Here is a 13,999-nt window from a genome sequence, read left to right on the forward strand (position 1 = left end):
CTAAAGCCTAGATTCATATTCTATGAAGTCACAAACATCTTGTTCCAAACCAAATTCTGCTATTTCTAAATTTAGTTCAGCCATAGATAAATATCCTTGCTTCATAGTCTCTATAAAATCGATGGAGTTTTCCTCCTCTATATATAGTATTATGGCTTCATCAATAAATTCACTATTTTTTTTATAATCTGCATTTAAACTTTTACTAATCTTTCCCAAAAGTGTTTTGGAGAGGTTCACACTTAATTTCTTTGAATCTGACATGGAAATTTAATACCTCCTATATAACTAATAACAACCATTATGTACAGTTTTAATTATAATTCAACAACTGTCAAGATGTCAAAGAAATTATGGGCTTTTTTCTACTTTCTACAACATTTTTTTACTTTTTCTGATAGTCTAAAAATTATACATAATTCCTAACTTTTATTACTTTACCACCTTTTATGTAAACTCTGGGCACTCTCTTGTTTATAGCACAAACAATTTCATAATTTATAGTACCTAAAAGTTCTGCTACATTATCAGCAGTAAATTTATTGTTATGGTCGTCTTCACCTATTAGTATAACCTCATTTCCAAGTTCTACACCATCAATGTTCGTTATATCTATCATACATTGATCCATACATATAGTACCAACTACTGGTGCAAATTTCCCATTAACAATAACTTTTGCTTTTCCGAAAAGTAATCTTGTATAACCATCAGCATATCCTACAGGAAGAGTAGCAATAACACTTTCTCTTTCCGTTTTGAATCTTCTACCATAACTTATATGTTCTCCTGGTGGTAAAGTTTTTATATGAATAATATTCGATTTTAATGACATTACTGGTTTTAACTTTATTTTATCTTTTACTACTTCATTTGATGGATAATATCCATATAATATAATTCCTGGTCTTACCGCCTCAAAATGAGTTTCTGGTAAATCAATGATTGCTGCACTATTTCCAATATGTCTATTATTAATTTTTATATTTAAATTTTTAAGTTTGCTGTAAAAGTCGTCAAAACGTTTCACCTGTAACTTAGTATATTCCTTGTCCCCTTCATCAGCTGATGAAAAATGTGAAAACAACCCCTCTATTTCTACGTTAGATAATTGACTAATTTTATAAATTTCATCAATACTTTTGTCATTTGGTAAGAATCCTATACGTCCCATACCTGTGTCCACTGCAATATGAATCTTGGCTATTTTATTTTTCTTACGAGCCATATTAGATAGCTCCTTGGCAAATTCATAGTTAATTACGGTCTGCTCAATATCATATCTTAATAAATTATCTATTAAATTAGGAGGTGTGAAACCAAGTACCATAATTGGTGCTTCAATTCCTGCTCTTCTTAATTCTACTGCTTCACTTATTACTGCAACTGCTAATCCATTGGCTCCATTTTGCAAAAGCACTGGCGCTATATCCACTGCTCCATGTCCATATCCATCTGCTTTTACTACTGCTATAACATTCTTACTTTTAGCAATTTTCCTTATCTCTCTCATATTGTAAGCTAGTTTATCTAAGTCTACTTCTGCCCATACTGGTCTTAAATGTCTAAACAATTTTTCCACCTCACAGTTAATTTAACTATCTTAATTTTCTATAATATCTCTAATTTGCCTTTTTGTAACTACATTCCTTCAAATTCATAATCTTCAATTTTTTCTAACTCTATAAAATTTTCATAAGTACATTTTACTTTTTCCTTACCCTTAATATCTAGAATACGGAACTCTTTTGGCAAACCGTTATTTAAATTGATATACATTACTCCTCTATGAATATTTTTATTTATCCCTGGAAGTAATAAATCAATAGCTAAACACTGTGTATTATCCACTTGATCAATAGAATAATTTATTTCTTCATTTGTATATAAAAGTCCTATAAATTCCCCTATAAAACAATACTTTAATACTTCATCAAAATCACTTGAAAGAGCATATTCTCTATTATTATGTTTATCTTTAACAACTAATTGATCGCTGTTAAAATCAAATACTCTCTCATCCTCTAATTCTAATATATATCTTGAATTCTTCATATAAGCTTGTTTACCCTTATAGGTCAAATTTTGCTTTGAATTATTCATTTCAATTATTACATCGCTTTTATACGCTTTTATATTTTTCAAATATTCAGTTATTTCCACTTCTTCTGTAACAGAACTTTTCAGCCCCCGTATCATGAAGAATATTATAGTTAAGACTATTAAACTGCCTATAGCTAGTAGTGAATTTCTTAATGGTTTATTCATAAAACATTCCTCCATATAAAGTAATACACTACTATATCTATTATAATTTTTTTAATACTATAACCAATTATTAAAGCTTATTAAATTTAAATTATTTATAACTTATCCATGAGCTTTTTAATACTATAAGGTAAGTACTCTATTAAGTGAGTAGCATTGACACAGAACATTTCTTCTGATAATAAATCTCCACAATACCCATGTATATATGCACCTAAATAAGTAGCTTTTAAAGGCTCATATCCCTGAGCTATAAAGGACGATATTACTCCTGTTAAAGCATCTCCCATACCACCTGATGCCATAGCACTACTTCCTGTAGTATTTATATAAACCACGGTTCCATCAGTAATTATAGTATTATACCCTTTTAGAAGTAAAATAACATTATGTACTTTAGCAAACTCTTTAGCTATTTTAACTTTATTTTCTTTAATTTCTTCTATTGTTAAACCTGTAAGTCTTGCCATCTCTCTTAAATGAGGAGTTAATATTATATCATTATTCTTATACTCTAAAAGTTCTAATTGTCCTTGCAACACATTTAATCCGTCAGCATCGATAACCATAGGACATTCACTTTTAGTTAAAATTTCTTTTAATATATTAAAGGTAAGTCTACTATTTCCCATTCCAGGACCAAAAGCTATTACATTACTTTTTTCAACAATATTATTAATCTTATCTGTCTCTTCAAAATTTACTGTCATTGCCTCACAAAGTTTTATACACATAATATCCTGAAGATCTTTATGAGTACATAGTGTAACTAATCCAGCACCACTTCTGACTGCTGCTTGAGTGGTTATGTAGGCTGCACCACTATACCCTTTAGAACCTGATATTACAAGTACTCTTCCATAATCACCTTTGTGTCCATCTATTTTTCTTTTCTTCAGTGAACTTATAATAAACTCCTCTGTTAACTTGATTTCTTTAAAATAAATATTATGTAGATTTGTAAAGATTGTATTCTTGAAGTTCTGAAGACTATTCCCCATTAAGCCTCACCTCCAATATAGCATAAGCAATTGCATTATCCTCACCATGAGAAATACTCAATTGCAAATTATACTCTCCCATTTCCTTTGCAATTAAATCAGCATTTCCAATTAAAGTTACTATAGGTTTTCCAAGAGCAGTATTCTCAACTATTATATCCTTAAAATTAAAACTTCTAAAACCTGTGCCTAAAGCCTTCGATACAGCTTCCTTTGCAGCAAATCGTCCAGCTATATATTCTGCTCTTAAGTTTCTACTTTTTAAATGCTTTAACTCAGAATCAGTAAAAATTTTTTCTAAAAATCCGCTTGTTCTATTCATAGCAGTTTCTATTCTTCGAATCTCAACTATATCCACTCCGATACCTACTATCACTGACTCACCTCCTTATAAATTTAATTAAGTGAAAATTAGTCTCTTTTCAAAATAATTAAAATATTTTAGCCATCTAAAAACAATTAGTTAAAAGGTCCAAAATATCGTATATAATACAACGAAACCTTGCTCATATAAAAACATCCACTAATTATTTTCTGATGTCTTAAAGGAGCTATTTACATCTTTTTAATTGACAACTCTCCTTTATCAATTATTTAAAATTTTTAATTTAATACATATTAAAATTATACTATTCTTATAATTTATACCCTTTTATCTATATTACCATGAATTTGAAAATTGCAACAGACCACTAAAATTAATTCTATTAAAATAAATTGTTATTATATAAGTTTATCTCCTTATTTCCTTTAGTTTTTGTATTTACAAAAAATAAGGGAGAAGTTCTCCCTTATTTAATATAAGAGACAATTTCTCTCTTATAACGCTACTATTTTTTTAAAATCTTCTATTTCCCTAATAAGTAATTCTTCATCAAAATCGTTAACACATTGATCAACATATTCTCCAATAACGTCTACTAGATGTATAGGAGATACTAGGTGTTGGTACAACATTTTCATTAAATTTCCTACTTTTTCTTTCTGAGGACTTATATACTTTATAAAATCTCTGCACTGGGATACTTTTTTTCCTTTTACTACATCTTCTCTTTCTACCTCTATACCATACGCTTGTACAATCTGAGTTTTTCCGTTAACATCTACACTATAATTACTTTCTAATAATTTATAGACATAGTTGTACTCTACATTTTTTTCAATTTCTACAGCTTGCGCTAAAGTTTCAACTACAACCACTTAGACGACCCCCTCAACCTAACTCTCTCTACATAAATAAATTGTATCACTAGAGGTCAAAAAATTATGTCATTTGCTGTAACGCTCATTTATATTTTATCCCTTTAAAATGACAGATTTGTATTCCTATTGATATTTATTAAATCTATGCTATAATGTTAGCAGTTAAATTATTCCTTTTTCATATGTTTTTATGTCGAAAAGCTAAAATTTTGTTGAAACTTTTTTGTTTAAAGTTTTTTACCTTTTTGTAAAATTATTACTTTACCTTTTTGGAGATTTAACCTTTATACAATTTTTACCTTTATAAATATATTATTTAATACAGTTTTCATCTTTAATCTCACATATTAGAATTTTCTCTTTATATATTAGCCATATTATTCATAATTGATATAATTTTTTATTTTTTGTTAAATATTTGAACTGATATTTTATAATATGTTTTATAGAATTCAATTAGTTCTTAAACTTTTTGTATAATATTCTCTTCACTCTGTATATTATGATTGAAAGTGATTTTTTGTAATAACTATAAAATCTCAATATGAATATTCTTTAAATTAAAGATTTTTAAAAGCATATTTTCTTATATTTGTTTTTTTATATTTTCATAACTATTTTTTACTTGTTGTAGATCTTCTTCGTTAAGTTCTTGTGTAGAAAACTTTGCTTTGTTATATATATTAGTCATATCATCTAAACCATCTACGTTATCTATCTTTACTTTTATTACATTTTTAAGTTGAGTAGCAGTCATATAAGTTTTATATATATCTGCCTTTTCCGTAATTTCTTCAAAGTTTTTATAATTATAAAGGATTTCTTCTCGTATATCTCCTTTTTTTCTAAATATCTTTTTTATAAATTTAGAAATGTAACTTGGTTTCTTCTCTTGACTTTTCTCATTTATACTCTCTACACACTCTACATAATTTTCATTAACTTTAACACCTATTGCAATTTTAGAAACTATTTTATATAAGAGATAAAGTACTATAATCAAAAGTACAATTTTAATCCATATAGGGTATTTTAATGTACTCTCTTCATATATAAATTCTCTTACTTTACTTGTATTTTCTAACCTATCTAACATCTCTTCTAAATGCTGATTTTTCATCATAATTTCTTTAAGGTTATCTACTATAAATTGCATAGGCTTTTCAAAAATTTTTACTATTAATGTTAAGATTAGATCACCAACAAAAGATACTCCTCCAAAAATCCATGTTATAATCTTGTTAAAAGCATTGAATGCATAATCTTGGCATAATGCAACTATCCCTAATACAATTCCCAAATTTACATATATAGAAGATTTACTTCTTATATTATACATATATCTTAAACTTTCTCTAAAGGTAATGATCATAAGTATTAGATAAAACATATAAGCTCTAAAAAGATATATTATCAACTCTGATCGAAACATTATTCCAATGATCCCTATAGGGACTATTAAATATAATCCATTAGTTAGAGTTCTTTTGCACTGATAATAATTTATGGTATCATTTTCTATATTTAAATTAAAAATCATAGTTGCAACTACAAATATTAAATTTACAATTATAAACGAATCTTTTAATATAAAATGTAAAATTAATATTGAAATTATTAAAGGAATTACTACCAATAAATATTTATTAACTCTTTTATAAATCAAATATTGCATTAAAAATACAGAAATTAAAGTTACAATAATTAATGAATATTTTATGTTATTTTGAAATATTATTTTTTCTATAAAGGCCCACATAATAAAGAAAAATATTGTTAATGTTGTAGTATATAGAGTTTTTACTTGTCTATACCAGTTCATTATCGATTCACTCCTTTAAAAGAAAGCTTTTCTATACCTTCAATAGGACTTATAGAATTATCATCTGAAATATCTATCATCTTAACATTAAATCCTTTATTCTTAATTTTAGATAGTATTCTCCTACTTTCATTATCTAAATAAGGGGTAACTACTACATAGGTGCAGTTTCTTTCAAACCTGTGTAAATTGCTTTGCAAGTATTCATTAAATTCTGTTTTAATCGTATAATCCACCCTAGCGCAAATTTCCATAATTTTTTTAAAGCTATTAATTTCAGGTGATACTTCGCTAGGAAAATTATCTGAATAAGATATAATTCTTCCATTTGTCCAAACTCCTGTAGGTATTCCTTCTTTTATAGCTTTATATGCTAACGATCCTATAATTCTAACTCCATTTTCAATAACATTTCTTTTTATATGAGACCAATGATCTTTATGGCATTGAATATTTAATATTAATATAAGTTGTCTTTCAGATGTGTAATCATATTCCTTCACCATAAGCTTGTTCATTTTCAAGCTAGACTTCCAATGTATATCTTTCATTCTATCCTCTACATTGTACTCTCTAATACCTTTTATATATAGCGGATCCTTGTGAATCCATCTTTTAACTGTATTATCTCCATTGAAATTAGTTGTATCAAAAACATATTTTTTTATAGGTATAAGCTTTGGATATACTAACACCTCTATAAAATCTTCTACTTCCTTAGTATCCACAGAAAATCCAAAAATATCACCTATAGTTATATTCATATCCTTTATTAAATAAGTACCACGATTTACTCCTATTAAGGTATATGTTCTTCTTCTTCTTTCAAACCATTTAATACTATATTTACTTATATGCCATAAACTATTTCCATCTTTAAAGTTTAATTTTTCACCACTATAAGTTATTCCATAAGGGATTTTTTCAGATATAACTAAAAAAGAGATAGGAAGATATTTATTATTTTCTATAACAGTGGTAATTTTAAAACTTTCACCTTCTATAATTCTATTGTTTTCAACTACACGAAATACTTTAAGATTATCAAAACCCTTAGTTCTTATTTTATATCCTATGTAAACTAAAAATATTGATAATGAAATTAAGAATAAATATATATATGCCATAATATCGCCTCTATAATTTCTCTAAAGGTGCTTCTATAGTATTTAATATGTCGTTTATTAATTTTTCGGCTTTATTATCATCTATATTTATTTCGCTTCTTAAAATTATCCTATGACTCATAATAGATGGAGCTAAAACTTTAACATCTTCAGGTATTACATAATCTCGACCATTGATTGCTGCATAAGCTTGACAACCTTTCATTAAATTTAATGTTGCTCTTGGACTACATCCTAATTCGATACTTTTATGCTTTCTTGTAGCAATTACTATATTTAATATGTATTCTTTAATTTCTTCGCTAACATGTATCTTACTATAGTTATTTTGAACATATTCTATTTCTTCCATAGTAATAACTGAATGTAAATTATTTAATGGATCAAATTCCATAAATCTATTCATCATATTTTTTTCTTCATTATAATTAGGATATCCCATAGAAAGTTTCATGAAAAATCTATCTAATTGTGCTTCTGGTAGTGGAAATGTACCAAATTGTTCTACAGGATTTTGAGTTGCTATAACAAAAAATGGTTTATTTAGTTTAATTGTATGTCCTTCCACAGTAATTTGTCTTTCTTCCATACATTCAAGCAATGCTGATTGAGTTCTAGGAGTTGCTCTATTTATTTCATCTGCCAACACTATTTGACTTAAAAGTGGTCCTTGCCTAAATTCAAATTCATAATCTTTTTGATTATAAAAATAAATTCCTGTTAAATCTGATGGTAATAAATCTGGTGTAAATTGAATTCTTTTAAAGCTGCAATTCATAGTTTTAGCTAAACTTTTAGCAAGCTTAGTTTTTCCTAGTCCAGGAACATCTTCTAATAAAACATGTCCAGAAGTTATAAATGCTGTTACAATTTTATCTATATTGTCCTCTTTACCTATAATTACTTTTCCTATATTATCTCTGATTTTTTCTCTAAATTGCTGAAATCTTAGAACCTCCAATGTTATTCCCTCCTAAACTTTGCTTTAAAAAATATTAAAATTTATCTTTGTATATAAAAAGTTAATAAATATTTAATTATCTATTTACTATTATACCTTCTCTTTTTCTGATTTAATAGTATTTTCCAACAATTAAAAGAATTGGTTTATTAAATTGCTTAATTATTATTTGCTAAACATTCTTAAACATATCATTGATTCTTAATGGTACCTTAAAATATAAAAACTAGAATTGTAAATCTTGAACTTTAACAAAAATTTTCTATCAATTCTCACAAAATAAAGCTGGACATTAACGTCCAGCTTTATTTAATACTAATAATCTTGCTATATTTTCTAAAGTTTTTTCTAAATTTTCTTTTCCATCTTCTAAAGCTTTTTCAAGAGTTGTTACTTCTTGAAGTATACTAAATATTGATACTACTCCCTCATCATAAATAGGCGCAATATCATTGCCTATTCTCCCTGCAACAACTATAGCTGGGACATTATATTTCTTAGCTATTTTACTTACACCTACAGGAGTTTTTCCAAAAATAGTTTGACCGTCTACACTTCCTTCACCAGTAATGACATAATTTGAATTTTTTATTTTTTCTTCTAATCCTGTATGATGAATTACAAGATCAATTCCACTTCTTAACTCACCATTTAAAAAAGCAAGTAATCCTCCTCCTAATCCTCCTGCAGCACCAGCACCAGGAGTAGTTGATATATCTACTTCCAACTGTTCTTTTATTTTCTTTGCATAATGCTCCAAGGATCTATCTAAAATTTCAACCATTTCCTTTGTAGCACCTTTTTGAGGTCCAAATATCTGAGATGCACCTTCGGGACCTATAAGAGGATTTTTTACATCACAAGCTACTTCTACAGTTAAATCTTTAATTCTAGAATCAAGATTAGAAATATCTATCTTATGAAGTTTATAAAGTTCTCCTCCACCTACATCTAATTCTCTTCCATTATCATCTAAAAGTTTTGCTCCCAATGCTGTGATCATTCCTGCACCACCATCATTAGTTGCACTGCCACCAATTCCAATAATTAAATGATTAACTCCTTTATCTAATGCTGCTTTAATAAGTTGCCCTGTACCATAGGTAGTTGTAATTAGAGGATTTCTTTTTTCTTTAGGCACAAGCATAATACCACTAGCACTTGCCATCTCAATAATTGCTGTATTGCTATTTCCTAATATACCAAACTGAGCTGTAATTTTTTCCATTAGTGGTGACATCACTTCTACATCATAAATTTCACCATTTGTAGCTTCTACTAATGCTTCTAATGTACCTTCTCCTCCATCTGCCATAGGTATCTTTATACACTCTACATCATCTATAATTTTTTTAATTCCTCTTTCCATAGCGTCACAGGCTTCCTTTGAGTTCATACTTTCTTTAAAGGAATCTGGAGCTAAAACAAATTTTAAAGTCATAAAATATCCTCCAAATTCTATAATATTCCATAAATAATTGTAGAAACAATAGTCATTGCAAGGCCTATAATACTTTCATATGCAATTAAAGTAAATCTTTCATTGGTATCCATAAATACACTTCCTGCAGTTGCATGAAAAAAACTCCCATGTGGAAGATGGTCTAATACTGTAGCTCCACTATGAATCATAGCCGCACTATTTAGTGGTTTAACTCCTAAGTTAATTAAAGTAGACCCAAACACAGAGGATGCCACTGTTGATCCTGACGTAGTTGATGCTGTAGCACCAGACATTAATATTCCTGCTATAGGCGCTAATAAAAAAGCTGGCAGCCCTAGTGTATCTACTATACCTATTATGGAGTCTTTTAGCTGCGAATTAGCTATTATTCCAGCTAATGCCCCTGTTCCTATAAGAAGTATTGCAACAGAACTCATCTTTTCTAATCCCCTAGCTGCATAAAGTTTTAATTGCTTTGTTTTACTCATAACTATCGTTCCTAATATTGCTCCAAACGGTAACGCTATAAGTGGGTCAATGGATATATTCATTATAGGTCTTAACGCAAGTAAAAATATTGATATTAATGGACCTATGATAGCTGAAAAGAAACTAGGCATACTACCATCTCTATCTTTTCCTTCTAAAGATGTTATTTTACTTCCTTTGTTTATTAGTATTCTCGCTAATATACAAGTTACAATAAATCCAACTATTGCAGGAATTATCCCTGAAGTTATAACTGATGTCAAAGATACTCCTAAATTTTGTGATACTGAGATAGTATTGGGATTTGGTGATATTATATTTCCTGCTTTTCCTCCACCTATCATAGCAAGCAATATAGATGGTTTTGAAAAACCACTTCTAGCACCAATGGATAGTGCAATTGGTGCTACAGTTATAACTGCAACATCAATAAAAACTCCCACAGCAGTTAATACTAAGGTTGCAATAGATAATGCTATAAGAGCATTTTTATCTCCTATAGTCTGTACTATGGTTTCTGATATTTTAACAGCTGCTCCCGATTCTATAAGTACTCCTGCTAAAACTCCTGCGGATATAATTCTAAGTACTGCTGGCATTATATTTTTTGCTCCATCAATCATAAGATTAGTAGTTCCTTGTAACCCTCCTCCCCCTAATAAACCACCTATTATAGCTCCCAACATTAAGCTATAAGCAGGATGAAGCTTTTTAAATATAAGAAATATTGAAATCGTTAATGCAATTAATGCACCTATGGTTGAAATTGTTATTTCCATAAATATATCTGATTTTTAAATATTAAATTAATTTTAAAAACTATAGAGATTAATAAAATTCTCTCAAAAACCAGACTCTTCACTTCCTTTCTAAAATAATATTTTAGCATTTTACTATAGGACATTGTCAATTTATATATTTTTGTTAATAATTAATAGTATTTAAAGAATATTTAAATACTATTAATTATTAACAAATAGTTATATAATATAATTAAATATTCTCAATTTATTTATAATATTTATTAAAGATAATTTTCTTAAATATATAACACAAACAGTAATCGTTTAAATGTATATATATTAAAAATAGTGTAATAAATGTAAGGAGAGATATGTTTATGAAAGCCTTAGAAGTAAAAAACGATATTTATTGGGTTGGAGCATTAGATCCTAATCTTAGAATTTTTGACGTAGTTATGTACACTCCTTTCGGTACGACATACAACTCTTATGTTGTTAAAGGCAGTGAAAAGACGGCTGTATTTGATACTGTTAAAATTAAATTTTTTGATGAATATCTTGAAAGATTAAAATCTTTAAACGTAGATGTAGAAAAACTAGATTATATAGTTATAAGCCATACTGAACCTGATCATGCTGGAAGTGTTGCCAAACTATTAGAAATAGCTAAGAATGCTAAAGTTGTAGGAAGTCCTGCTGCTTTAAACTTCTTAAAAAACATAGCTCATAGAAGTTTTGATTCAATTACTGTAGGAGATGGAACTTCTTTGAGTCTTGGAAATAAAACTTTAAAATTTATTTCGGCTCCATTCTTACACTGGCCAGATACCATATATACTTATGTAGAAGAAGATAAAATATTAATAACCTGTGACTCTTTTGGCTGCCATTATTGTAATTCAAAAGTTTTTAATGATCTAAATGAAAATAATAATGACTATCTTGAAGCCTTAAAGTATTATTTTGATGTAATTATGGGACCTTTTAAAAGTCACGTATTATCTGCTGTTAGTAAAATTAAAGATCTAAAAATAGATATGATTTGTCCTGGACATGGACCTATACTTAGAGATGAACCTTTAAAAATAGTGAACCTCTATAAAATATGGAGTGAAGAAATTAAACCTGAAAATGATAAACTTGATGTAACTATATGTTATGTTTCTGCTTATAGATACACAGAAAGTTTAGCTATAGAAATTAAGAAGGCAATTGAAGCTTCTGGAAGTTTTAATGTTCATGCTTTTGATGTAATTTACCATGATATTAATGAAATACTAGATAAAATAAATATTTCTCAAGGAGTATTATTTGGTACCCCAACTATAAATGGAGATGCATTAAGACCAATTTGGGATGTATTAGTTTCATTAAATCCTATAGTTCATGGTGGAAAAGTGGCTTCTGCATTTGGCTCATATGGATGGAGTGGAGAAGGTGTTCCTAATACTATGGAGAGAATTAAACAATTAAGATTAAATACCATCCCACCACTTAGAGTATCTTTTAAACCTACTGAGGAAGATTTAACTAAAGCTTATAGTTTTGGTGAAAGTTTTGCAGCAAGAATTCAAGAAAATATAAAAAAAGGTGTTAAGAATAGTAGACCTACTAGTAAAAAACGTTGGAAATGCGTAATTTGTGGAGAAATTTTCGAAGGAGATACTGCACCAGAAATTTGTCCTGTATGTGGAGCTAATTCTGAACAATTTATTGAAGTTACTGAAGAGCTAATCGCTTTTAAATCAGAAAACAATGATAAATATGTAGTGGTTGGAAATGGTATTGCAGGATACTATGCTGCTGAAGCTATAAGAAAAAGAAATAAAATTTGTGATATCGAAATAATTTCTTCTGAACCATATCTAACCTATTATAGACCTGCTCTTTCAGATGGAATTGTAGATGTACTTGATGATAAGGATTTTTATATTTCTCCATATGAATGGTATTCAGAAAATAATATAAAATTAACATTAAATACTAAAGTAGAAAAAATTAATCCTAGTGAAAAAACTGTATTAACTAGTAATAATACTATTATAAAATATAATAAGTTAATTATAGCTAATGGTAGTAAAAATTTTATTCCTCCTGTTAAAGGTGCAGATACACCTAATGTATTCACCCTAAGAGGATTAGATGATCTTAATAATATTAAAGCTAAACTAGCTAATTCTAATAAAATTGTTGTAATAGGTGGAGGATTATTAGGACTTGAAGCAGCTTGGGAATTTAAGCGAGATAATAAAGAAGTAACAGTGGTAGAATTTGCAAAACATTTACTAACAAAACAACTAGATACTCAAGGTAGTATTATATTAGAGGAGGCAGTAATTAACTCTGGAGTTAATGTGGTTTTAGGTGCTGCTGCTGAAGTAATAGAAGATAGAAATAATAAAAAGATTGTAAGATTAAATAATGGCAAAGAAATTGAAGCAGATATGGTTCTATTCTCTGTAGGTATTGTCCCTAATAAAAATATTGCAGAAGGCACAGACATTAAATTAAACAGAGGAATTGTAGTTAATGAAAAAATGGAAACATCTATTAAAGATATTTATGCTTGCGGAGATATAGCAGAAATTAACGGAATAGTTTATGGAAACTGGCCTGCTGCTATAGAGATGGGAAAAACTGCTGGTGCTAATGCAGTAGGAGATAATAAAAATTTTGTTGGTTTCCAAAGTCCAATTAGTTTTAATGCTATGAATATAGAAATTTTCTCTTGTGGAACAATCCCTCAAACTGAAGGTAAAGCTTTAGAACTCAAAGATACAAAAAATAAAACTTATAAAAAACTATTTTTTAAAGATGATATAGTAATTGGTGGAATATTAATGGGAGATACAAGTAAATCTGTTAAACTACTAAATGCTATTGAAAATTATATGGCTCTAAAAGAAATATTACAAGAAAATATATATTAGACTATTTAAAA

The 13,999-nt window shown here is 28.2% G+C and carries 12 protein-coding genes; 1 reads left to right on the top strand and 11 read right to left on the bottom strand.

Annotated elements, in window-relative coordinates; translation table 11 throughout:
* From ACY1IQ_RS07780 to ACY1IQ_RS07830, 11 genes are all read right to left on the bottom strand, one after another.
* Positions 1 to 264 (bottom strand): CopG family transcriptional regulator, encoded by a 264-nt coding sequence (locus ACY1IQ_RS07780; protein WP_461613410.1) that lies wholly within the window; start codon positions 262 to 264, stop codon positions 1 to 3.
* 145 nt (positions 265 to 409) lie between these two features.
* On the bottom strand, positions 410 to 1,573 hold the full coding sequence (alr, locus tag ACY1IQ_RS07785; RefSeq protein WP_461613441.1) for an alanine racemase: 1,164 nt from the start codon (positions 1,571 to 1,573) through the stop codon (positions 410 to 412).
* 68 nt (positions 1,574 to 1,641) lie between these two features.
* Complete coding sequence (locus ACY1IQ_RS07790; RefSeq protein ID WP_461613411.1) at positions 1,642 to 2,268, bottom strand: germination lipoprotein GerS-related protein; 627 nt, start codon at positions 2,266 to 2,268, stop codon at positions 1,642 to 1,644.
* A gap of 95 nt (positions 2,269 to 2,363) precedes the next feature.
* Positions 2,364 to 3,269, bottom strand: coding sequence for an NAD(P)H-hydrate dehydratase (locus ACY1IQ_RS07795; RefSeq protein ID WP_461613412.1), 906 nt, complete (start codon positions 3,267 to 3,269; stop codon positions 2,364 to 2,366).
* Positions 3,259 to 3,645: a holo-ACP synthase gene (acpS, locus tag ACY1IQ_RS07800; protein WP_461613413.1), complete on the bottom strand. Its 387-nt coding sequence runs from the start codon at positions 3,643 to 3,645 to the stop codon at positions 3,259 to 3,261. The genes ACY1IQ_RS07795 and acpS overlap by 11 nt, the downstream gene beginning before the upstream one ends.
* A 443-nt stretch (positions 3,646 to 4,088) precedes the next feature.
* Positions 4,089 to 4,469, bottom strand: coding sequence for a DUF6514 family protein (locus tag ACY1IQ_RS07805; protein WP_461613414.1), 381 nt, complete (start codon positions 4,467 to 4,469; stop codon positions 4,089 to 4,091).
* A gap of 589 nt (positions 4,470 to 5,058) precedes the next feature.
* Positions 5,059 to 6,294: a hypothetical protein gene (locus ACY1IQ_RS07810; protein WP_461613415.1), complete on the bottom strand. Its 1,236-nt coding sequence runs from the start codon at positions 6,292 to 6,294 to the stop codon at positions 5,059 to 5,061.
* Positions 6,294 to 7,421 (bottom strand): DUF58 domain-containing protein, encoded by a 1,128-nt coding sequence (locus ACY1IQ_RS07815; protein ID WP_461613416.1) that lies wholly within the window; start codon positions 7,419 to 7,421, stop codon positions 6,294 to 6,296. Before ACY1IQ_RS07815 ends, ACY1IQ_RS07810 begins: the two co-directional genes overlap by 1 nt.
* 10 nt (positions 7,422 to 7,431) lie before the next feature.
* Complete coding sequence (locus tag ACY1IQ_RS07820; RefSeq protein WP_461613417.1) at positions 7,432 to 8,382, bottom strand: AAA family ATPase; 951 nt, start codon at positions 8,380 to 8,382, stop codon at positions 7,432 to 7,434.
* 292 nt (positions 8,383 to 8,674) lie between these two features.
* Entirely contained in the window at positions 8,675 to 9,823 is a 1,149-nt protein-coding gene (locus tag ACY1IQ_RS07825) for a glycerate kinase family protein (RefSeq protein ID WP_461613418.1), read from the bottom strand.
* Positions 9,824 to 9,840: 17 nt separating this feature from the next.
* Positions 9,841 to 11,094: a GntP family permease gene (locus tag ACY1IQ_RS07830; RefSeq protein WP_461613419.1), complete on the bottom strand. Its 1,254-nt coding sequence runs from the start codon at positions 11,092 to 11,094 to the stop codon at positions 9,841 to 9,843.
* Positions 11,095 to 11,435: 341 nt separating this feature from the next.
* Between ACY1IQ_RS07830 and ACY1IQ_RS07835 the strand changes: the two genes are divergently transcribed.
* Positions 11,436 to 13,988: an FAD-dependent oxidoreductase gene (locus tag ACY1IQ_RS07835; RefSeq protein WP_461613420.1), complete on the top strand. Its 2,553-nt coding sequence runs from the start codon at positions 11,436 to 11,438 to the stop codon at positions 13,986 to 13,988.
* Positions 13,989 to 13,999: the final 11 nt, after the last annotated feature.

This window comes from Clostridium sp. Marseille-QA1073 (assembly GCF_054863625.1).